This is a genomic window from Mycobacterium sp. OTB74 (assembly GCF_029892685.1).
Taxonomy (GTDB): Bacteria; Actinomycetota; Actinomycetes; order Mycobacteriales; family Mycobacteriaceae; genus Mycobacterium.
Map to the genome: position 1 here is coordinate 64,094 of NZ_JARXVD010000015.1, position 21,415 is coordinate 85,508.

27 protein-coding genes are annotated in these 21,415 nt (G+C 66.5%); 2 read left to right on the forward strand and 25 right to left on the reverse strand.

Features of this window, described 5'->3' with window-relative positions; all coding sequences use genetic code 11:
• Nucleotides 1-7 precede the first annotated feature (7 nt).
• Entirely contained in the window at nt 8-313 is a 306-nt protein-coding gene (locus M2432_RS19395) for a DUF4229 domain-containing protein (protein ID WP_280828457.1), read from the reverse strand.
• A gap of 47 nt (nt 314-360) precedes the next feature.
• Here M2432_RS19395 and M2432_RS19400 point away from each other — a divergent pair, with 47 nt between their 5' ends.
• Entirely contained in the window at nt 361-507 is a 147-nt protein-coding gene (locus tag M2432_RS19400) for a hypothetical protein (RefSeq protein WP_280828458.1), read from the forward strand.
• A 20-nt stretch (nt 508-527) separates the two neighbouring features.
• On the opposite strand, the gene M2432_RS19405 is transcribed toward M2432_RS19400, so the two are convergent.
• From M2432_RS19405 to M2432_RS19445, 9 genes are all read right to left on the reverse strand, one after another.
• The gene (locus tag M2432_RS19405; protein WP_280828551.1) at nt 528-1,586 is read right to left on the reverse strand and encodes a MinD/ParA family protein; all 1,059 of its coding nucleotides are present in this window, start codon (nt 1,584-1,586) and stop codon (nt 528-530) included.
• Nucleotides 1,587-1,696: 110 nt separating this feature from the next.
• The gene (ccsB, locus tag M2432_RS19410) at nt 1,697-2,701 is read right to left on the reverse strand and encodes a c-type cytochrome biogenesis protein CcsB (RefSeq protein WP_280828459.1); all 1,005 of its coding nucleotides are present in this window, start codon (nt 2,699-2,701) and stop codon (nt 1,697-1,699) included.
• Nucleotides 2,701-4,200: a cytochrome c biogenesis protein ResB gene (locus M2432_RS19415; RefSeq protein WP_280828552.1), complete on the reverse strand. Its 1,500-nt coding sequence runs from the start codon at nt 4,198-4,200 to the stop codon at nt 2,701-2,703. Before M2432_RS19415 ends, ccsB begins: the two co-directional genes overlap by 1 nt.
• 107 nt (nt 4,201-4,307) lie before the next feature.
• Nucleotides 4,308-5,072, reverse strand: a complete 765-nt coding sequence (locus M2432_RS19420; RefSeq protein ID WP_280828460.1) for a cytochrome c biogenesis CcdA family protein — start codon at nt 5,070-5,072, stop codon at nt 4,308-4,310.
• Entirely contained in the window at nt 5,069-5,659 is a 591-nt protein-coding gene (locus M2432_RS19425) for a TlpA disulfide reductase family protein (RefSeq protein WP_280828461.1), read from the reverse strand. Before M2432_RS19425 ends, M2432_RS19420 begins: the two co-directional genes overlap by 4 nt.
• Nucleotides 5,656-6,264, reverse strand: a complete 609-nt coding sequence (locus M2432_RS19430) for a histidine phosphatase family protein (RefSeq protein ID WP_280828462.1) — start codon at nt 6,262-6,264, stop codon at nt 5,656-5,658. The genes M2432_RS19425 and M2432_RS19430 overlap by 4 nt, the downstream gene beginning before the upstream one ends.
• Nucleotides 6,261-7,565 (reverse strand): glutamate-1-semialdehyde 2,1-aminomutase, encoded by a 1,305-nt coding sequence (hemL, locus tag M2432_RS19435; protein WP_280828463.1) that lies wholly within the window; start codon nt 7,563-7,565, stop codon nt 6,261-6,263. The genes M2432_RS19430 and hemL overlap by 4 nt, the downstream gene beginning before the upstream one ends.
• Nucleotides 7,566-7,778: 213 nt before the next feature.
• Entirely contained in the window at nt 7,779-8,165 is a 387-nt protein-coding gene (locus tag M2432_RS19440; RefSeq protein ID WP_280828464.1) for a nitroreductase/quinone reductase family protein, read from the reverse strand.
• A 2-nt stretch (nt 8,166-8,167) separates the two neighbouring features.
• Nucleotides 8,168-9,496 carry an aspartate aminotransferase family protein gene (locus M2432_RS19445; RefSeq protein WP_280828465.1) on the reverse strand — a complete coding sequence of 443 codons (1,329 nt, stop codon included), beginning with the start codon at nt 9,494-9,496 and terminating at the stop codon, nt 8,168-8,170.
• 125 nt (nt 9,497-9,621) lie between these two features.
• On the opposite strand from M2432_RS19445, the gene M2432_RS19450 reads away from it, so the two are divergent.
• Complete coding sequence (locus tag M2432_RS19450; RefSeq protein WP_280828466.1) at nt 9,622-10,002, forward strand: nitroreductase family deazaflavin-dependent oxidoreductase; 381 nt, start codon at nt 9,622-9,624, stop codon at nt 10,000-10,002.
• Here M2432_RS19450 and M2432_RS19455 read toward each other — a convergent pair.
• The 15 genes from M2432_RS19455 to M2432_RS19525 form a co-directional block, all read right to left on the reverse strand.
• Nucleotides 9,985-10,614, reverse strand: coding sequence for a maleylpyruvate isomerase family mycothiol-dependent enzyme (locus tag M2432_RS19455; protein ID WP_348536322.1), 630 nt, complete (start codon nt 10,612-10,614; stop codon nt 9,985-9,987). The two genes, M2432_RS19450 and M2432_RS19455, sit on opposite strands and share 18 nt — an antisense overlap.
• Before the next feature lie 5 nt (nt 10,615-10,619).
• Complete coding sequence (locus M2432_RS19460; protein WP_280828468.1) at nt 10,620-11,096, reverse strand: SRPBCC family protein; 477 nt, start codon at nt 11,094-11,096, stop codon at nt 10,620-10,622.
• Complete coding sequence (locus tag M2432_RS19465; RefSeq protein ID WP_280828469.1) at nt 11,086-11,448, reverse strand: metalloregulator ArsR/SmtB family transcription factor; 363 nt, start codon at nt 11,446-11,448, stop codon at nt 11,086-11,088. The genes M2432_RS19460 and M2432_RS19465 overlap by 11 nt, the downstream gene beginning before the upstream one ends.
• Before the next feature lie 56 nt (nt 11,449-11,504).
• On the reverse strand, nt 11,505-12,116 hold the full coding sequence (locus tag M2432_RS19470; RefSeq protein ID WP_280828470.1) for a helix-turn-helix domain-containing protein: 612 nt from the start codon (nt 12,114-12,116) through the stop codon (nt 11,505-11,507).
• Nucleotides 12,100-12,969, reverse strand: a complete 870-nt coding sequence (locus M2432_RS19475) for an oxygenase MpaB family protein (protein WP_280828471.1) — start codon at nt 12,967-12,969, stop codon at nt 12,100-12,102. The genes M2432_RS19470 and M2432_RS19475 overlap by 17 nt, the downstream gene beginning before the upstream one ends.
• A 137-nt stretch (nt 12,970-13,106) precedes the next feature.
• On the reverse strand, nt 13,107-14,318 hold the full coding sequence (locus tag M2432_RS19480; protein ID WP_280828472.1) for an acyl-CoA dehydrogenase family protein: 1,212 nt from the start codon (nt 14,316-14,318) through the stop codon (nt 13,107-13,109).
• A 10-nt stretch (nt 14,319-14,328) separates the two neighbouring features.
• Entirely contained in the window at nt 14,329-14,580 is a 252-nt protein-coding gene (locus tag M2432_RS19485) for a hypothetical protein (protein WP_280828473.1), read from the reverse strand.
• On the reverse strand, nt 14,577-15,074 hold the full coding sequence (locus M2432_RS19490; protein WP_280828474.1) for a DUF3093 domain-containing protein: 498 nt from the start codon (nt 15,072-15,074) through the stop codon (nt 14,577-14,579). Before M2432_RS19490 ends, M2432_RS19485 begins: the two co-directional genes overlap by 4 nt.
• Nucleotides 15,071-15,475, reverse strand: a complete 405-nt coding sequence (locus M2432_RS19495; protein WP_280828475.1) for a hypothetical protein — start codon at nt 15,473-15,475, stop codon at nt 15,071-15,073. Before M2432_RS19495 ends, M2432_RS19490 begins: the two co-directional genes overlap by 4 nt.
• A gap of 11 nt (nt 15,476-15,486) precedes the next feature.
• Nucleotides 15,487-15,921: a hypothetical protein gene (locus M2432_RS19500; protein ID WP_280828476.1), complete on the reverse strand. Its 435-nt coding sequence runs from the start codon at nt 15,919-15,921 to the stop codon at nt 15,487-15,489.
• Nucleotides 15,918-16,898, reverse strand: a complete 981-nt coding sequence (gene hemB / locus M2432_RS19505) for a porphobilinogen synthase (protein WP_280828477.1) — start codon at nt 16,896-16,898, stop codon at nt 15,918-15,920. Before hemB ends, M2432_RS19500 begins: the two co-directional genes overlap by 4 nt.
• Nucleotides 16,899-16,929: 31 nt before the next feature.
• Nucleotides 16,930-18,627, reverse strand: coding sequence for a bifunctional uroporphyrinogen-III C-methyltransferase/uroporphyrinogen-III synthase (locus tag M2432_RS19510; protein ID WP_280828478.1), 1,698 nt, complete (start codon nt 18,625-18,627; stop codon nt 16,930-16,932).
• 3 nt (nt 18,628-18,630) lie between these two features.
• The gene (hemC, locus tag M2432_RS19515) at nt 18,631-19,566 is read right to left on the reverse strand and encodes a hydroxymethylbilane synthase (protein WP_280828553.1); all 936 of its coding nucleotides are present in this window, start codon (nt 19,564-19,566) and stop codon (nt 18,631-18,633) included.
• 37 nt (nt 19,567-19,603) lie between these two features.
• Entirely contained in the window at nt 19,604-20,974 is a 1,371-nt protein-coding gene (locus tag M2432_RS19520) for a glutamyl-tRNA reductase (protein ID WP_280828479.1), read from the reverse strand.
• A gap of 130 nt (nt 20,975-21,104) precedes the next feature.
• Complete coding sequence (locus M2432_RS19525; protein WP_280828480.1) at nt 21,105-21,347, reverse strand: glutaredoxin family protein; 243 nt, start codon at nt 21,345-21,347, stop codon at nt 21,105-21,107.
• Between the last annotated feature and the right edge of the window lie 68 nt (nt 21,348-21,415).

Consider the following 21,415-nt stretch of genomic DNA (forward strand, 5'->3'; position numbering starts at 1 on the left):
GCGGGTGTCAGTTGTCGGATTCGTCGCCCTGCAGGCGTGCCCGCAGCTGGTCTCGTTCGGTGCGGCGACGCTCGTCGACCGCCGCAACTGACGCGGTGGCCCGGCGGCGCAGCGGCGCGAACAGCCAGATACCCAACGGCATACCCAGCACGATCGCGAACAGCAGCGCAACCATAAGTGGAAGTTGGTGGATGCCCAGCAGCAGTCCGGCGCCATAGATGACGCCGGTCAGCGCGGCGACAAGCACCAGCCGCGCCGCGGCATAGGCGGCGACATCGAGCAGCAATCGCGGCCAGGACGGAGTATCAGACACAACCCGAGCCTACCGACGGCGCGTATATTCGATGAAAGGAGGTTTCCGTGCAGTTTTTGCTCCTCAGCGCTCTCATCGCGCTGCTGGCCTACTTGGGCTGGCGGGTCACGCGTGCTTCGGCCACTCGTACCGGCAGCACCCGCGTCATCGGACCAGACGATGATCCGGAATTCCTGCGTCGACTCGGCGGCTGAGGCAGGCTGAGCCACACCCTCTAAAGCGCCAGTGGGAAGCCGTCGGCTACCGCACCGGCCAACTCCAGCAACGCATCTCGCGTCTCCGGGCGCAGCCGGTCCAGGCTGATCTCGGCGCCCTCCTCCAAATGCGGGTCGAACGGCACCAGCCGCACCGACCTGCAACGCCGGGCGAAATGGTCAACCACCTTGCGCAGATCGACCTTGCCTGACCGCGGCCGCACCGCGTTGATCACGGCGATCGCGTTGCTCACCAAATCCTGATAACCGTGCGCCTCAAGCCAATCCAGCGTGGCCGATGCGCTGCGGGCTCCGTCCACCGAGCCCGAGCTGATGACGATCAGCACGTCTGCGTGCTCAAGTACAGCACCCATTGCCGAGTGCAGCATGCCGGTGCCGCAGTCGGTGAGCACCAGCCGGTAATACTTCTCCAGCACCGCGAGCGTCTGTGCGTAATCCTCCGAGCTGAATGCCTCGGATACCGCCGGATCGCTCTCCGACGCGAGCACTTCCAGCTGACTGGGTCCACGTGACGTGTAGTTGCGCACGTCGCTGTAGCTGGTGATGCCCTCCGCGTCGCGCAGCAGGTGACGCACGGTCGCCGGGGTCTCCAGTGGCACCTTCTGGCTCAAGGTGCCGCGGTCGGGGTTGGCGTCGACGGCGATCACGCGGTCGCTGCGGATCGACGCGAACGTCGCACCAAGGGTCGCGGTGATGGTCGTCTTGCCCACGCCGCCTTTGAGCGACAGCAGCGCAATTCGGTAGCAGTCCCGCAGCGGTTGGTTCACCTGTGCGGTAAGGCCCTTGTGCTCCAGCAATTTCCGTGGCTCACCCGGATTCACCAAGGTTCCCGTGGCGTAGTACACCCACTTGCGCCAGCCGCTCGACGGTGCGCGCCCGGGTCGGGTCAGCAGTGCAATGGTCTCCGGGTCCACGGTGCGGGTAACGGGCGGTTCCGGCGCTGACGGCTCTGGCGACTCCGAAGGCTCGGGCGGCCCCGACGGCTCTGACACCTGTGATGGCTCTGCTGTCGCGGTTGGCTCGGGCGTGCCCGACGTCTCCTCCGCGACTACGGGCACAACCTCAACCGAGTCCAGGACGATCTCGGCAAGCTCCGCGGGGCCGAATACGACGGCCGGAGAAACAAAGTTTCTGAATCGGCCCTGTGCCCGGAACGACGGGGTCAAGCTCAACCCACCCCGGCGTAGGAATGCAGGCCGACGGTCACCAGATTGATGAAGAACAGGTTGAACACCATCGCCACGAAGCCGACGACGTTGATCCACGCGGCCTTCTTGTCCCGCCAGCCGGCGGTTGACCGGGCGTGCAGGTAAGCGGCGTACACCACCCAGGCCACGAACGACACCGTCTCCTTGGGGTCCCAGCCCCAGTACCGGCCCCAGGCCTCCTCGGCCCAGATGGCTCCGAAGATGACGCCGAAGCCGAAGATTGGGAATGCGAAAATGGTTGTCCGGTAAGCGATGCGGTCCAGGGTCTGGGCATCGGGCAGGCGACTGACGATGCGGGCCAGAGTGCCGTCCCGACCTGGCTCGGCCAGCGGCGACATCTTCAGCAGAAACAGGATGCTGGCGACGCCGGCGACCAGGAACACCCCGGAACCGAGGCTGACCACCGACACATGGATCGGCAGCCAGTACGACTGCAGCGCGGGCATCACCGGAGCGGCATTGGTGTACAGCCACTTACCCGAGACCGCCAGCAGGATCAGCACCGGAACCAGCACGAACACCCACAGCGCCCGGAACTGCGGCTTGCGCAACACGATTGCCGCCGCGATCAGCCCGCTGAAACTGGTCAGGTTGATGAACTCGTACATGTTGCCCCACGGCACCCGCATGGTGGCCCAGCCGCGCAGCACGATGCAGGCGAACAGCATGGCAATGCCGACATACACCAGCGACAGCCCGACTCGGCCGATCCGCTCATCTACGCTGCGCGTGGGCTCCTCTATCACCACACCCGGGGTGGTGCTGTTGGCGCCGACGCCTGCGGCGCCGCCGACGCTTGCCCCTGCCATCTGCTCTTCGCGCGAGCGCTCATCGGCCTTGCGGCCCCGGCTGTAGGCCAGCTCAACGGCCAACAGCAGCAGGGCGGCGACCAAGACGACCACCGACGTGGTGAACGCCCAGTCCGAGTACCGGGCCAGCCCGATGTCGATGTGCTCTGTATTCACTATGCCTCCGCCTCGGGACCCACCAGCCGCGCGGTGAGCCGCTCGAACTCATCGCCCCACCCCGAGTTGTCGGAGCGGGCCAGGCCGCCGAGCTCGACGCTTACGCTACCCGGCTGCACTGGCTCGATCCGAATCCAAATCCGGCGTCGGCGCACCACGAGCGACACCAGTAGCCCGGCCATCATGGTCAGCGCGAACACCAGCACCCACGCCTGGGCCGGGTCGTGCGACACCTGCACGTTGATGAACGGCACCGCGCCGTCGAACCGGACGACAGTGCCGTCGTCCAGCTTGGCCTGCTCCCCAGTCTTCAGGTTCACCCGGGCCTGCTTGGTCAGCCGGTGTTGTTCGATCATCTTCGGGTCCAGCGAGAACAGCGATTGCGGGCGGCCGGTGTCCAGGCCGGTGTCGCCGCGGTAGATGTCCACGGCGACGGCCGGCGAATTCAGCGCCGGGAAGCTCGAAGACAGCAGCTTGCCGTCCATTTCGGCGGTCGGCGCGAACAGCCCCTGGATGGCGATCTGGTGCTTACGGCGCTCCCGTTCGTCCGGATAGGTGCCGCCAGGCGGGTCGACGCGCACCACACCGGAAGACAGCAGCGTCAGCGGGCTGTCCGGACGCCATTGCACCGTCGAGGTGCGGCTCTGCCCGTTCGGGAAGGTGACGGTGAAGGTCGGCGCGTAGCCGTGCCCTTGCAGGTAGATGCGGTCGCCACCGATGCGCAACGGGTGGTTGACCTCCAGCCGGTAGGGCCGCCAGGTGTCGGTGTTCAGGTCGGCGCCGTCCTGGTAGTCCACGTTGGCCGCGAACATGGTGGCCTGACCGCTGGGCAGGTAATGGGCGTCGAAGTTGTGCACTCGCAGGCAGGTGGGGTGCAGCGAGGTGCCGTCGACGACGTTTCCGGCCCGGAACGAGTCGAAGGCGGCGGGCGAGGCTGAGCAGAAACCGGGCCCGCCGTCGGCAATGACGATGACGTTGCCCTCGTAGCCGAACATCTTGCCCGCGGCCACCGCGACCAACAGGCCCAACAGCGAGAAGTGGAAGACGATGTTGCCGAACTCGCGCAGGTAGCCCTTTTCGGCCGATATCTCGGTGACACCGTCCTCGGTGCGGGTCACCTGCCGCCAACCCTTCAACCTGGCCGACATCCGTCGCGCGACTGGTTCCGGTTCACCGGGCAGCTCGGTCTCGAAGTGTTTGGGCAGCCGGGCCAGGTTGCGCGGCGCCGGCACCGGAGTGGCCCGCAAGCTGCGGATGTGCTCGATCAGCCGCGGGGTCAGGCAGCCCACCAGCGAGATGAACAGCAGCACGTAGATGGCGGTGAACCAGAAACTGGAGAACACCGAGAACGCCTGCACCTTGTCCAGCCAGGGACCGATGGTCGGATGCTTGGCCAGATACTCGTCGACCTTGCCTGCGTTGAGCGAGCGCTGCGGCAGCAGCGCACCAGGAATGGCACCGAGAGCCAGCAGGAACAGCAGCACCAACGCGGTGCCCATGGACGTCAGGCTCCGCCAGGTGTTACGGAAGAGCGCGAGCAGGCGCTTCAGCACCCCTGGACGCTGCGTTTCGGGGGCCTTAGCGCCAGGTCGCGAATCGACTTCGGTCATATCGGCAGCCTCACATCGCTGACAAAGGCGTCGCGCACCCACGAGGTGAAGTCGTTCCACACCCCGGTGACCAGCGCGGCGCCGACGGCGATCAGCAGCAACCCACCGAACACCTGGATGGCCCTGGCATGCCGCCGCAACCAACCCAGCCCCTGCACCGCGCGGGCCGAGCCGAAGGCCAACAACACGAACGGAATTCCCAGGCCCAGGCAGTAGGCGATGACCAGAGCCACGCCACGGGCCACGCTGGCGCCGTCGCTGGCCGATGCCACCGCGATCACCCCGGTGAGCGTGGGGCCCAGGCATGGCGTCCAGCCCAGCCCGAACACCGCACCCAGCAGTGGAGCGCCCACCAGCGTGGACACCTGACGCGGGGTGAATCGCACCTGCCGCTGCAGTGCCGGGACCAGCCCGACGAACACCAGACCCATCACGATCGTGACGACCCCGCCGATGCGTTGCAGCAGAAGCTGATTGGTGATCAGCGTCGTGGTCAGGCCCAGCACCGCCACGGCACCCATCAGAAACACGGCGGTGAACCCGGCGACGAACAGCGCGGCCGCCCCGGCCACCCGCCAGCGCTTGCCCACTGCCCCGTTACCGGAGTCGTCAACCCCGACCACCGCGGCCAGATACGACAGATAGCCCGGCACCAACGGCACCACACACGGCGAGGCGAAGGACACCAGTCCGGCCAGCAGGCTCACCCCGATCGCCACCAGCACCGGTCCGGCGGCGACGGTTTCGGCAAAACCGGTCATGCGCCAGCCTCTTTGGCCAGCCGCTCGACAACGGGTTTGAGGTCCTCGGCCAGCAGCTCACGCAGGAACACCGCCGCCACCCGGTGCTGACGGTCCAGCACCAGGGTCGACGGGATGACCGTGGTCGGGTACTTGCCGCCGAACGCGATCATGGTGCGCATGGCCGGGTCATAGATCGACGGGAAGGTCACCTTGTGGTCGATGGTGAAGTCCAGCGCGGCCTGGCGGTTGGCGTCGCGGACGTCGATGCCGAGGAACGCGACGCCCTGGTCCTTGGTCGCGTCGTACACCTTCTGCAGTTCGGCGATTTCCGAACGGCAGGGGCCACACCACTGACCCCAGATGTTGATCACCACGACCTTGCCCGAAAAGTCTTCCAGCGAAACGGTTTTCGACGGGTCAGACAGCAGCGGGCCGCGCACCGGACCGGGCTTGCCCCGGCTGGCCGGCGGGTCGTAGCTGATATCTGTCTTGCCGCCCGGCGCCACGAATTCGAACGTGCCACCCTGAGCGACGGCGTCGTCACCGGTGGAACAGCCCGCCAACAGCGCAGCCACCGATAACACCACCGCGACCAGAGTCCTCACTGTCCGGCCAGCTCCGAATACGCCCAGCCGACCATGCGCTCGTCGTGGAAATAGAACGACGTCACCGACGCCAGGTTGCACATCCGCCGGGTTGGGAAGTGGTGTAACTGCTTTCCGAGCATGGCGCGCCGCAGGGTTTCCACCGGCAATTGATGGCTGACGCACACCGCCTCGTGGCCGGCACCGCGGGCGCGGGCACGGTCCAGTGCTCCGGTCATCCGTGCTGCAATGTGACCATAGGGCTCGCCCCACGACGGGGTCCGCGGGTCGCGCAGGTGCCACCAGTTACGCGGGTCGCGCAGGGCTCCGTCCCCGGGTGAAACTCGTTGCCCTTCAAACACATTGGTCGACTCGATCAGTTTCGGATCGGTGTCGATTGGCAACCCGTGCCTGGCGGCGATGGGCGACGCGGTCTCCTGGGCGCGCTCCAGCGGCGAGGCCACCACATAGGTGATGTCGCGTTCGGCCAGCCAGCCTGCGACGGCTTCGGCCTGCGCGCGGCCCTTGTCGGAAAGGTGATACCCGGGCTTGCGGCCGTAGAGGATCTTCTCCGGGTTGTACACCTCGCCGTGCCGCATCACGTGCACGATCGTCTGCTCGATCATGCAGGCTCCTGAGCTTGGGCGGCCGCACGGGCGGCGCCAGGCAGGGCGTCGGCGATCCGCTCGAACGCCGCGTCGTCGAGGGCAGTCGAGACGAACCAGGTCTCAAAAGCGCTGCACGGCGGGTAGATACCGGCATCGAGCAGGCCGTGGAAGAAGGCCGGGTAACGCCAGGTTTCGGTGGCCTTGGCCGAGTCGAAGTCGGTGACCTGACCGTCACCGAAGAACACGGTCAAGAAGTTGCCCGCGCGCGAAATCTTGTGTGCCACAGACGCTTCGGTGAGCGCATCGGAGATCAGTCCGGACAGCCGGTCGGCGTTGGTGTCCAGCGCGGCATAGACGGCGTCATCTGCGGCACGCAGCGTGGCCAGGCCCGCGGCCATGGCCACCGGGTTACCCGAGAGTGTGCCGGCCTGATAGACCGGGCCCAGCGGGGCGAGCCGCTCCATGACTTCGGCGCGGCCACCGAATGCCGCGGCGGGCAGGCCGCCGCTCATCACCTTGCCGAAGGTGAACAGGTCTGCGTCGACGGGATCGATGCCGTACCAACCGCCTCGGCTGACCCGAAAGCCGGTCATCACCTCGTCCATGATCAGCAGCGCGCCGGCGTCGGCGGTGATCTGTCGCAGTGCCGCGTTGTAGCCGGGCGCCGGCGGCACTGTACCCATGTTGCCGGGGCTGGCTTCGGTGATGACGCACGCGATCTGGTCGCCGAGCTCGGCGAAGGTGGCCCGCACCGCATCCAGGTCGTTGTAGGGCAACACGATGGTATCGGCAGCGGCCGCGCCGGTGACACCGGGCGACGACGGCAGGCCAAGCGTCGCGACACCGGAACCCGCGGCGGCCAGCAGCGCGTCGCTGTGACCGTGGTAGCAGCCGGAGAACTTCACGATCTTGGGCCGGCCGGTGAAGCCGCGAGCCAGCCGGATGGCGCTCATGGTGGCCTCGGTACCGGAGTTGACGAAGCGGATGAGCTGCACCGGAGCCACCCGGTCGATGATCTCGCGGGCCAACTCGGTCTCGGCGGGCGTCGGCGCTCCGAAGGACAGGCCGTTGGCCGCGACAGTCTGCACCGCTTCGACCACCGCGGGGTGGGCGTGACCCAGGATCATCGGGCCCCAGGAACACACCAGGTCGACGTAGCGGTTGCCGTCGGCGTCGGTCAGCCAGTAGCCGCTCGCGGAGGTGATGAACCGCGGCGTACCGCCGACTGAGGAGAAGGCCCGCACCGGCGAATTGACCCCGCCAGGGATGACAGTGGACGCGTCGGCGAACAGTTTCGCGGAGACGTCGGTAGAAACCATGACCACCAGTGTCCCAGGCGTGCGCGAATGGACCAACTACAGGGCGTAGTCGAAGGCTGATACCGCCCTTGGGCCGCCGCGGCGGGCGCAGTCATCCCACGCGCCGCCCGACCTGGCGCCGACGGTTGTGTCCGCCTCTGTTGCCTGGAACAGCGACGCAAGTGGCAGACGTGACAACAGTGCCGCACGCGACCCAGCAGACCCGGCGCAGCCCTACTTCTGCAGCGTGAGCTTGAACACCGGATGGTCGACATCGTCGGGCAGTTGCTGCCAGTAGCCCTCGACCACCTTGCCGGCCAACGGCCGGTACACCGCGATGATCGGCGCCCGCTGTTCGACCGGCACCTCGCCGGCCAGATAGTTCACCTTGCCGAGAGCCACCACCGGATTGGCCCGGACGTTTTTCACCCACGCCGATTCACCGCGGGTGGACACCAGGTACTTCACCCCGTCCACCTCCGGAACGACGACCGGGATGCGCTGCAATTCGCCATTGGAGGCTCGGGTGACCGTCAGCGTCTCGCTGCCACCGGCACCGGTGACCCGCGCGATGCGGTTGAAGACGTGAACCACGAACCACGGCGGCTTGAGATAGGCCATGACTACACCCCTGACAGTGCGTCGTCGAGGATGTCCAAGCCTCGCTTGGCATCGTCGATGCTGATGTTGCAGGGCGGCACCAGGTGGAAGCGGTTGTAATTCATGAACAACAGCAGACCGCTCTTCTTGGCGCGCGTATTGATGGCGCCCATCTCCGGCGAGCTGCCGCCGTAGGGTGCCAGCGGCTCCTTGGTCGCGCGGTCCTTGACCAGCTCCACCGCCCAGAACACCCCCAGGCCGCGGACGTCGCCGACGATGTCGTGCTTCTCGGCCAAGGCAGCCAGGCCCGGACCGAAGACGTCGGTGCCGATCATCTCGGCGTTCTCGACGATCTTCTCGTCGTGCATCGCGGTCAGCGTTGCCACCGACGCGGCGCAGGCCAGCGGGTGACCCGAGTACGTCAGCCCACCCCCGTACGGCTTGTCCAGGAAGCGGTCCAGGATCTTGTCGCTGACGATGACACCGCCGAGCGGCACATAGCCGGAGTTGACGCCCTTGGCGAAGGTGATCAGGTCAGGGCTGACGCCAAAGTTGTCCAGCGCGAACCACTTTCCGGTGCGCCCGAAGCCGGCCATCACCTCGTCGAGGATCATCACGATGCCGTGCTGGTCGCACAGTTCGCGCACGCCCTGCAGGTAGCCCGGGGGCGGCGGCATGATGCCGACGGTGCCGGGCACCGATTCCAGGATGATCGCCGCGAACGCCCCCGGACCTTCGAACTCGATGACCGAGCGCAGATGCGCCAACGAGCGTTCCGTCTCCTCCTCGGGTGTCTGCGAACCGAACTGGCTGCGGTACAGGAACGGGCCGAAGAAGTGCGTGGTGCCTGCGGTGCCGTAGTCGTTGCCCCAACGCCGGGTGTCACCGGTCAGGTTGACCGCCAGCTGAGTGCCGCCGTGGTAGCTGCGGTAGGTGGACAGCGTCTTGTAGCGGCCGGTGTACACGCGGGCCATCCGGACGGCGTGCTCGACGGCGTCGGCGCCGCCATTGGTGAAGAACACCCGGTTGAACCCTTCGGGGGCCACCTGGCAGATCAGATCGGCAGCGGTGGCGCGGGCCTCATTGGCGTGCTGCGGTGCGATGGTGCAGAGCTTGGCGGCCTGCTCGGCGATCGCGGCCACCACCTTTGGGTGCTGGTGGCCGATGTTGGTGAACACCAGCTGGCTGGAGAAGTCCAGCAGCCGGTTGCCGTCGCCGTCGACGACGTAGCTGCCCTCAGCGCCGGTGATGACCAGCGGGTCCAGATTGCCCTGCGCGGACCACGAGTGGAACACGCGACTGCGTTCCAGGTCGTAGATCCGACGGGCGTCGGGATTTGTGGGCGCGGGCATGGATCCCTCCTTGAGGCTGAAACCTGGCGGGCCGCTTGCGCGACGCCGATGTCGCCGTGGCCGACTGTCGCTGAGGTTACTCGCTGGCCTAGCCATCACTTGCCGCGATGACGGACGATGGCGACATGCAAATGCCACAGTGGGTCGCACGACTGAACCGATACACCATTAATCCCGTGATGCGGCTCTGGGCCGGCTGGGCGCCCGCCATGGGCATTATGGAACACGTCGGACGTAAGTCCGGCAAGACTTTTCGTACCCCGCTGACGGTGTTCAGCACCGACGACGGGGTCGCCATCTTGCTGACCTACGGGCCGAACCGGGACTGGCTCAAGAACATCACCGCCGCCGGCGGTGGGCGGCTGAAGCGTCACGGCCACACGTTCGATGTCACCGAACCCCGGATGGTCACCCGCGCCGAAGCCGCCGGACAGGTCACCGGCCTCGGACGGTTTGCGTTCCCGCACTTGCCTTTTGACTACGCGGTGCTACTCCACCGGGCCTGAGCTCTTCAGGTTCTGACGCAGCCGGTCAAGGCCGGGCCCGCTGAGTTCCTCCAGCGCGCTCAGCCGGGCGCCCATCGCCATCAGCAGCGACTCGCCGGGACCGCTCACCAGCGGACCGCTGCCGAACGACCAGTCGACATCGGTGGCCGCCAGCCGTACTCCCCTGGCCCGCCACGCGCCGCGCATCAGCGGTGCGTACCGCGCGAAATCGAGCACGGCGCACAGCCGCCCGTCCGGGATGGCCCGCGGTATCCCCAGTGGGCGGCGGATGTCCTGCTGGTGCACCATGCCGTCGACCAGCGCGATCATGCCGCCGAAGCCGGCGGTGAACCCGTGCGGGTCGGGGTGACGCTGGACCATCTGACACAGCTGCTCGGAGGTCCAGTCGCGATACAGGTTCAGCACGCGGGCATTGATCCGGCCCGGGATGAGCCCGCCTCGCACGAATTGCCAGACGGTCTCACCCCGGCTCAGCTCATCGAAACCGAAGGCATGCGCGGCCACGTCGCGCACCCGCCAGCCCGTACACAGCGATTGTTGGTCCCACTGCTCGGGAGTGAGCCCGGACAGCAGTTCGACGAAGTCCGCGCGCTCGGCCCGGGCCAGGTCCATTGTCGTCATGAAGCAGCCGCGGCCTCGGCAAACCGCTCCAGGGTGTTGGGCCAGCCACCGGGCGAATCAAGGATGCCGCGCATCTGCTCTGCCGCATCGCCATACCGCTCCAGGTTGGTGTGCCGTAGGTCAACGCGGGTGTGGCCTGGCCCTTCGGCGGTGAAGGTGATCTCGACGTCGGTCTGGAACTCCGGGTCGAACTTCCAGTCCGCGCCAATCTGCCACAGCAGCACCACTTTTCGCGGCGGTTGCCAATCCGCTACCCGACCCCACTGGCACTCGGTACCGTCGGCACCGCGTTCATACCAGCGGCCACCGGCCCGCGGTTCGATGACCACCGCTTCGAAGGGCGAGCCGCCGATCGAATGTTCAGCCGGCCAGTAGTCGGTCATCCTTTCGGTGAACAGCTCGAATGCCTGTTGTTCCGACAGCGGCACGGTCACCGATCGGAAGACCTCCACAACGGTCGACTCATTGCTCATCTTGCTCATCGTTGTTCCCCAGTTCTTTGTCGAGTTCTGCATCGCGCTGCGCCTGCGCAGCCAAAATGGCGAAGTTGTCCAGCGTGGTTTCCCAGAACCGGTCGAGGTAATCCCGCACCGCCATCAGCCCCGCTTGATTCACCCGGTAAACCCGGCGAGTGCCGGCCACTTGCTCCACCACCAGCGCGGCTTCCTTCAGCACCCGCAGGTGCTGCGAGACCGCCGGACGGGACACCGGCAGCCGGTCTGCCAATGCCCCTACGGCACTGGGGCCCTCGACGAGGATCTCCAGAATCGCCCGACGCGTGCGGTCTCCCAGTGCGTCGAGAACAGCGTCGGCAGTCGGTGGCATATTGGTAAGTCTCCACTAACGGTAAGCATTGGTCAACCGTTAGTGGAAACTTACCCTCAAGGAGAAGTGGTCGCCTTCGTCGACTGCGCCCGCAGCGCCGGCGGCAGGCTGGGTAGGAAGTGCCGGGCCGCGAAGGCACGGATGTCCTCGGCGGTGTCCAGCGCCTCGACGCTCGGCAGCATCAGCGCCATCGCGGCGTACCGCAGGATGGTGTCGGCCAGATCGTTGACGGCCTGTTCGCCGATCCGGTCGGCGAACCCCGCCGGGAAGATGACCCGCAGGGCTGTGGCCATCCGGTCGACCGCCGCAGAGTAATGGCGGTGCGCCAACTCCAGCAGCAGCGCCGGCTCGTCGACCATCAACTGGTTGAGCACCCGATGCCTGCGGAACCGCAAGATCGACAGAGTGAACGCTTCGACGTACAAATCCGATTGCGGCGCAGCATTTTTCAGCTCGTCAGCGATATCGGCGAACAACTCGGTGTTCTCCCGCTCGACCACAGCAGCGACCAATTCGTCACGGTTGGCAAAACGTCGGTAGATGGTGGTGCGGCTGACCCCTGCCCGTTTGGCGACATCGTCCAGCGCGACCCGACGGATGCCGTGCCGTTCGAATTCCGCCAGGGCTGCATCGAGGATGACAGCCGTCGCGTCAGTGGCCGTGGGCATAGCCCACTTGCGCAAACTTGTTGTACCGCACCGACATCGGCAACCGGTCCCACATCCAGTTGACCGGCTTGGAGCGCCACGCCGCGGCGAACAGTTGGTAGGCCCGCTCCTGCCGGTCGGTCCACGGCAGCTCCAGCATTTCGCGCGCCTGGGGCGGCAGACCGCCGGTGGTCAGGAAAGCCGCGACCGGGTTGAACACCGGCGCGACCATTCGCCACGCCACCGGGTTTACCGCCTTGGGCTTCGGAAAGCCCTTGGTGACATAGCCGACGCCGTATCTGGCCGTTTTATGTGGTACCGCAACATCATTCAGCATGTGTGCCCAGTACTGCTCGAACTCGGCATAGGTCGCCGGCATCGGGCGTTCGCTGACGCCGTAGCGGCGATACCAGGTCTTTGATTCGAGGTAGATCCGTTCCTTCTCGTCGTCGGTCAACCGCTTGACGAAGGTGTCGGCGAAGTACAGCACCTGCTCGACGAAAGTGGCGTGGGCCCAGTAATACGTCTCCGGGTCAAGGGCATGGTAACGGCTCCCGTCGGGCATGTCGCCCTTGATGTTGTGGTGGAAGTCGCGGACCTGGGTGCCGGCCTGAGAGCCGGAGCTGTCGTCGTCCGAACCATAAACGGTGCGGAAGATCGGCGGCAACGACCGCTTGATCCGAGCCGAGGTGTCGGCGAAGAACACGGAATGGTCCAGCACTCCCTGCCCAAGTTCGGCCAGCATGTTCTGCAGCACTGCGGGCCGCGGGCCGATCAGGAACATCCGGTTGTCGCCGAAGTACTTCCACACCAACGAATCGGGCCCCAGCGGGAGGGCGTCGACCAGCTCCGACTGTTCCACAGTTTCGGTCATGCGGACAGTGTTACAAATTTTGCACTTTGTAGCAATGGGGCATACCCCACCCATATACACGCGAGCGTGCGTGTCGGCGGCCGACTCCCCCGCAAGCGGGAGGTACCCCCAGCACGGCTCGCGGAAAAAGGAGGGGTCTACTTCACCGGCAGGCCGGTGAGCGCCCGGCCCATCACCAGCCGCTGAATCTCACTGGTGCCCTCGAAGATGGTGAAGATTTTGGCGTCGCGGTGCATCCGCTCGACGGGATAGTCCCGGGTGTAGCCGTTGCCGCCGAGGATCTGGATGGCCTCGTCAGTGACGTAGACCGCCGCCTCACTCGCCACGAGCTTGGCCATGGAACCCTCGGCATTCAGGAACGGCTTGTTGTTGCGGGCCATCCACCCGGCCCGCCACACCAGCAGCCGGGCGCTGTCCACCTTGGTCTTCATGTCGGCGAGCTTGAACGCGATGGCCTGGAAGTCGCCGACCGGCTTGCCGAACTGCTCGCGCTGCTGGGCGTACTCCAGCGCATACTCGTAGGCTGCCCGGGCGACACCGAGCGCCATGGCGCCGACCGTCGGCCGGGTGCGCTCAAAGGTCTTCATCGCGGCCTGGCCCGCCGAACTCTTGCCTTCCCGAGTACGGGCGATCCGCTCCTCGAACTTCTCCCGGCCACCGATGATCAGCCGGCCCGGGATCCGAACGTCGTCGAGCACCACCTCGGCGGTGTGCGAGGCCCGGATGCCGTGCTTACGGAACTTCTGTCCCTGACTGAAGCCCTTGGTGCCCGGCGGGATGATGAACGTCGCCTGGCCCCGCGACCCCAACTCGGGGTACACCGAGGCCACCACGATGTGGACGTTGGCGATGCCGCCGTTGGTGGCCCAGGTCTTGGTGCCGTTCAGCACCCACTCGTCGGTGGCCTCGTTGTAGCGCGCCTTGGTGATGATCGCCGAAACGTCCGATCCCGCACCAGGTTCGGACGAACAGAACGACGCGAGCTTGACGTCGTCGGCCGTGCCGAACATCTGTGGCAGCCACTCACCCATCTGTTCCGGGGTGCCGGTGGACGCCAGCGACGCCGCCGCCAGCCCGGTGCCCATGATGGCCAGCGCGATGCCCGCATCACCCCAGAACATCTCTTCGAACGCCGTCAGCATGCCCAGCCCACTCGGCTCAGCGGCCTGGGTGGCGAAGAACTCCATCGAGTACAGGCCGACCTTGGCGGCCTCCTGGATCAACGGCCACGGGGTCTCTTCGCGCTCGTCCCACTCCTCGGCCGCAGGCCGGATCGTGTTGACAGCGAATTCGTGGACCCAGTCTCGGACCTCGATGACATCGTCGGAAAGTTGGAGCGAAAACGACATGGAGGCAACCCTACTGGCTGCGCCGTAACCGCCCGATCCCCAGCACCGCGAGAACCCCGGCGACCATCGCCAGGAACAACGAAAGCGACAGGTTGGCCGGGTCGTACAGGACCGAGGTCTTCGTCGGTTCACCTGCGATCACGGGCTGCACCTGGGCAACCGAGGACGCGGCCAGCCAGCTCCACACGCACGCGACCGCCGCCGCCAACGCCAACAGCAGCTCGGCAGCCGCGATGATCCGACTGCGTTGTCGCCCACTCACTCGTCGTCCTCCTCGACCGTCTGTGTGCCCAACTCTTCGAGTTGCGCGCGCAGCGTGCGGTGCCGCCGTGCCCACGCCTGGGCGGTGCGCTCTCCGCTGAGTCTGAGCCCGATACCGGTGCGCCCGCGTGGCACTCCGGTCAGCTCGCCGAGCGCCCGCGACGACTGCCAGCGCGGCGTTGTCGAACCACGGGCCTCCGGGTACAGCGAGACGATGGTGTCGACGCGGATGGACTCCTGACCCTGACGCAGGTACTCAGGCGTCAGCTCGACTGAGGTGTGGATACGTGCGGCCTTGACCTGGATGAACATGAACCCCGTCACCACGACCAGGAAGGCCACCGGCACCAGCGGATCGACCCGGTGCGCAGACCACACCTGCATCCCGGCCAGTGATACCGCTGAAAAGGGACCGAGCGCCAGCCACCACCAACTGGCACCGGGCTCACTGAACAGGATCTGTTCGGCCTCCGCCTCTACGGGTGTATCCGTCACGTATCGGCCTCTCCGTCAAACCACTGCTGAGCCACCGGCCGAGTGATCGACACCGTCCCGGCGATCGATAACGCCATCACCACCACCAGCACCAGCAACCCCAGTGGATCGGTCCCAAACGCCAACAGCAGCAAAACGATCAGCAGCACCGTGCCCATCGCCAATGCGGCCGCAGCGCGGCGGAAACGGGCATCTCCACGGCGCGCCCTACCGGCCAGGAAACCCTGGCTGAGCCCGACCACGACCAAGAGGCCACCGATTGCCCGGAACTGTATGGGGATGTTGAGGCTGAGCTGCCACAGTCCCAGCGCGGCCAACAGCACCGCGCCCGCCACCCAGCACCAGAAAGCCACCGTGACGGCCTTCGGCCGGGCGGGCGGGACGGGTGTGGGCTCGTTCATGGTCGGCCAGCCTAACGGGTGAAGAACTTGGTCGAGTCCGGTCGGTGCAGCAGGTACACGCCACCTCCGATCAGGACCGAAGCGCCGATAGCGCAGACCGCATAACCGACCGCCGCGGCAGCGCCGCCGAAATCGCCGAACAGGCCGGAGGCCAGAAAGACGATGGTGAACGCCGATCCGCCGGTTAAGATGCTGCGCGCCCATCGATAGCCCTGGCGCAGCAAGACCAGGAACGTGACCACCAGCACCGCGACCACGAACACCATCAGGCCCGACGACACATAGATCACGCCCGGACTGGCCGAACCGTGGCCCGACGCTGCGGTTCGGGCCGTCGTCACCAGACTGATCACGTAGCCGATGACTGCCAACGGCAGCGCAGCGAGCCAAAGCCACACACCGGTGTCGACGTCGTGCGGACGCTGCGGGTCCAGTTGTGTGTTCACCGCAGCCAACCGGCGACGTCGGTCGCCCAGTAGGTCAGGACGATATCCGCACCCGCGCGCCGGATGCTGGTCAACGACTCCAATACCGAAGCCCGCAGGTCGATCCAGCCATTGGCGGCGGCCGCGCTGATCATCGAGTACTCACCCGAAATCTGGTATGCCGCAACAGGAACCGGCGATATCTCGGCGGCTGCGCGGACCACGTCCAGGTAGCTCATGGCGGGCTTGACCATCACCATGTCGGCACCTTCGGCAATGTCCAACTCGATCTCGTGCACCGCCTCGCGGCCGTTGCCCGGATCCTGTTGGTAGGTGCGACGATCGCCTTCAAGACTGGACCCCACCGCTTCGCGGAACGGCCCGTAGAACGCCGACGCGAACTTGGCGGCATAGGCCAGGATCAGCACGTTCTCATGACCCGCGGCGTCCAGCCCGTCGCGGATGGCCGCTACCTGGCCATCCATCATGCCGCTCGGCCCCAACACCTGAGCACCCGAATCAGCCTGTGCTACAGCAAGTTTCACGTACTGCTCATTGGTGGCGTCATTATCGACCCGGCCGGCCTGATCCAGCACCCCGCAGTGCCCGTGGTCGGTGAACTCATCCAGACAGGTGTCGGCCATCAGCACCGTGGCGTCACCCAAATCCGAATTCAGTTCGCGCAGAGCCAGATTCAGGATGCCGTTCGGATCGACGCCCTGGGACCCGGTGGCGTCCTTGTCCGAATCGCACGGCACACCGAAAAGCATCAGCCCGCCGACACCGGTCGCTACGGCTTCGGCCGCCGCATGGCGCAGCGAATCCCGGGTGTGTTGCACCACCCCGGGCATCGACTCGATGGGCCGCGGTTCGGACAGCCCGTCGGCGACAAACATGGGCAGCACCAGATGCCGTGGCTCCAGCGATGTTTCAGATACCAAGCGCCTCAGGGCCGGGGTGGCCCGCAAGCGCCGGGGCCGATGCCTGGGAAAGGACAACAGCAATGCCTTCCTTCTGCGCGGAGCGCGCTTAGCGGCGACGGCTCTTCTTGCGCGGCGGCGGCAGTGCACCCTCGGCGCGCAGTCGAGCGGCATGCTCGGCCAGCGCCTCCACCAGTGGGCCGACCGCCGCTGTCTCCGGCTGCACATCCACCCGCAGGCCGAATTCGGCTGCAGTTTCAGCAGTTTTCGGGCCGATGCAAGCAACGATGGTGCGGGCGTGCGGTTTTCCGGCGATACCGACCAGGTTGCGCACCGTCGAACTCGAGGTGAAGCAGACCGCGTCGAAGCCGCCGGTCTTGATCATCTCGCGGGTGTGCGCTGGCGGCGGGGCAGCCCGCACGGTCCGGTAGGCCGTCACATCCTCGATCTCCCAACCGCGTTCGCGCAGGCCCTCGGCCAGCGTCTCGGTTGCGATGTCGGCACGCGGCAGCAGCACACGGTTCACCGGGTCGAAAATCTCGTCGTACTCGGGGAATTCGTCCAGCAGCCCCAGCGAGGACTGCTCGCCGGCCGGCACCAGCTCGGGGTTGATGCCGAAAGAGCGCACCTTGTCCGCAGTCGACTGACCGACGCAGGCGATCTTCACGCCGGAGAAGGCCCGGGCGTCCAGACCGAACTCATTGAACTTCTCCCACACCGCGCGAACGGCGTTGGTGGAGGTGAACACCACCCACTGGAAGCGTCCGTCGACCAAGCCCTTGACCGCGCGCTCCATCTGCGCGGGGCTGCGCGGCGGCTCGACGGCGATGGTGGGCACCTCGATGGGCGACGCACCGTGACCGACCAGCCGGTCGCTCATCTCGCCGGCCTGATCCTTGGTGCGCGGCACCAGCACGGTCCAGCCGTACAGGGCGCGGCTCTCCCACCAGTTCAGCTTGGCGCGGTTGGCGACGGTCTTGCCGATGGTGACCACCAGCGGGCCGGCCAGCGGACCGGCGGGCTCTGGACCGACCGGCTTGTCCAGCACGGCCTTGTCCAGCAGCCCGGCCAGCGTGGTCTCAATCGAGCGCTGCTGGCAGGTGGTGCCGTTGGCGGTGACGACGCACGGCGTGCCCTCGGTCAGGCCGAACTCGATCAGGGTCTTGGCGGCCTCCGGCAGGTGCGACACCGTCGCATGCAGAATCAGCGGGCCCGGCGCGGCGGCCAGCGCAGCCCAGTCCACATTGGGGTCGCGGACGTCGGCAACGGTGTGCGAGGAACCCAGCGGCAGGCCGGCGTAGGTGGGCACAGCAGTCGCTGACGGCAGGCCCGGCACGATCTCGAAGTGCGCCTGGGTCTTGGCCAGCGCGTTGATCTCGGTGATCACCGCATCGATCGACAGCGGGTCACCGGCGACCAGCCGCACCACATCGGCGCCGGAGCGGGTCTCGGCGATAAGCTGCTTGGCCACCTCAGCCGGATCACCCAGCGCCGGGCGCACATCCACGCCGTTGGGGAACGTCATGGTCGGCACCGAAGACACAGTCGACGTCTCCACTGCGTCGCCCGTGTCCGCAGGGGACTCGGCAGCCGCCTCGGCCGCATCGACCGGCTCGGGGCCGGACGCCGGCGGCAATTCGATACCGATCAGGGCCAGCACCGCTTCGGGCACATCATGGTCGGTGAAAACCAACGCAGCATTAGTCAGTACGTTGCGCGCACGCGTCGTCAACAGCCCCGGATCACCAGGCCCGGAACCGACGAAGGTGATGCGGCCGGGCTTGTGCTTACGCACTCGGGTCGTCATCTCTTACTCCCGCTCTACAGTCCGCTGGTCCAACACATCGCGCGCTCCCAGCTCGAACAACTCCGCGGCCACCGAGAGCGCCAGCTCCCGTGCCCGTTCGGGTGTACCGATACCGGACGCACGGATCACGTCGGACCCGTCCAGCGCCGCCACGCAACCGCGCAGCGACAGCTCTTCGAAGACCCGGCCGTCCTCGTCGATGGATTCGACCACTTCAGCGATCGCACCCACCGGCGCGGAACAGCCCGCCTCCAGTTCGGCCAACAGAACTCGTTCGGCAGTGACCGCGGCGCGCGTATCGGGATGGTCCAGCTTTCCCAACAGCGTCACCAGATCGGTATCACCCACGCGGCACTCGACCGCGAGGGCACCCTGGGCCGGCGCTGGCAACATCTGCACCGGCTCGAGGCTCTCGGTGACGGCATCGAGTCGCCCGATGCGGGCCAGACCCGCCCGAGCGACGACAACCGCGTCGAGATCACCACTACTTACCCTGTTCAACCTGGTATCTAGGTTGCCTCGTAGGGGGCGAATTTCCAAACCGAGACCCAGTGCTCTAAGCTGTGCCGCCCGTCGCGGGCTTGACGTGCCGACCACAGAGCCCGCCGGCAACTCCCCGAGCACCATTCCGTCGCGTGCCACCAACGCGTCTCGCGCATCTTCCCGGGGCGGGATGGCGGCGATCACGAAGCGCTCATCGGGAGCAGTCGGCAAATCCTTATAGGAATGCACCGCGACGTCGATGCGGTCATCGGCCATGGCCTCACGCAACTCGGTGGTGAAGATGCCGATCCCGATCTCAGCTACCGGTGCCTGCGAACGGTCGCCATCGGTGCTGATGACAACGAGTTCGGCGGGCTGGCCGAGAGCTATCAACGCATCGCGGACGGTACCGGCCTGAGTGGTAGCCAGAAGGCTGCCCCGGGTGCCGATCCGCACTGCGGTTTTGCGGGTCGAGGGATTACTCACCAAACGTCTACTCAGCCTCGCCGTGATCGAATTGCGGCTCTATGGCCGCCAAATCTGTTGTCACCAAAGGTAATTCACCACCGGAGACCGCGTCGACGGCCTGCGGGTCGAGCTCGAACAGCTCGCGCAGCGCTTCGGCGTAGCTGTCGCCACCGGGCGCGCTGGCCAGTTGCTTGACCCGCACGGTCGGAGCGTGCAGCAACTTGTCGACAACGCGCCGGACCGTCTTGGCCACCTCGTCGCGGTGTGCGGCGTCCAGCCCAGGAACCCTGTTGTCCAGCCGCAGCAGCTCGGCCTCGACCACGTCGGCAGCGCGCTGACGCAGCGCCGTGACGGTCGGGGTGACCTCGGCCATCCGCTGGCCGGCCAGATAATTGGCAACCTCAGCAGCGACGATCGAGCGGGCCGCATCGGCGTCGGACGCAGCGGCCCGGGCCGACGGCTCACGCTGGATGCGGTCCATATCGATCATGGACACACCGGGCAGGCCGGCGATCGCGGAGTCGACGTCGCGCGGCATGCCCAGGTCGCAGACGGCCAGCGGGCGGTTCTCCGACCGGCCGGCCAAACCACGGTGCGCGTCGGCCAGGGACACCACCGGGCGCACCGCGCCGGTACACGCGACCACCACGTCGGCGTTGGCCAGTGCGGCGGAAATGCCGTCCAAGGTGTACGCCTGGGCAGCGACGCCCTGCGCCGTCAGGTTTTCCACCATGCGCTCGGCATGCGGCAGCGTGCGGTTCACCACCTCGACGCGGGCGATGCCCGCACGGGCCAGATGAGCGGCAGCCAGCGCGCCCATGGAGCCTGCGCCGATGATCGCGGCGGTCCGCCCGGCCAGAGAAGTCAGCTTGGCCTCGGCCATATCCAGCGCGACCGACACCACCGAGGCGCCTGCCGCGTCGATGCCGGTCTCGGAATGCACGCGCTTGCCGACCGATAGCGCCCGCTGGGACAGCTCATGCAGCGTGCGGCCGACGGCCTGATTGGCTTCGGCACTGGCGTAGGCACGCCGCACCTGGCCCAACACCTGGGCTTCGCCGATGACGGCCGAATCCAGGCCGCTGGCCACCGCGAACAGGTGCTCGACAGCGGCTTCGGCGTAGCGCACATAGGCGTATTTGGTCAGATCGTTCAGCGACATGCCCGACCGCTCGGAGAGCACCGAGCCGATCACCGACAGCCCGCCGTGGAAGGCGTCGACAACCGCGTAGACCTCGACCCGGTTGCACGTGGACAGCACCATGGCCTCGGTGACCAGAGACGATTCCAGCAGCTGCTCGACCATCTTGGCTTGTTCGGCTTCGTCGGTGCTGAGTTGTTCAAGCACAGAAACTGGCGCACTGCGGTGCGAAACCCCGAAAAGCAGCACGCTCACGGCTTGATTACACCTCTCCCCGTCGCTTCGTCGGCCCAAGGAACGTCGTCAAAGGTAGCCGCTCACCAGCCTGCTCACCAAATCTGCTATATGACTGTGGACCCGCCCGTACGACGAGGTCAACCCGCGCTCAGCTGGCCAGATCGGCGCGCAGTTGCTCCTCATCGACTTCCCAGTAGCTGTGCTCGACATCGTCGAGCAACACCACCGGCAGCCGATCGCCGAATTCGGCACGCAACGACGGGTCGCCACTGGCGGCTGCGGCGTCGACGTCAACACTCGTCAGGGCGAAGCCAAGTTCATCGGCAAGCACCGCCAGTTGCCCGGCCGCGCGCTCGCACATGGTGCAGCCGGCGCGGGTGAGCAAGGTCACGCGACTTTGTCCTTGTGGCCGACGGTCCGCTGAACGTGTCACGCGTATCAGTATCGCGTGACTTAGTG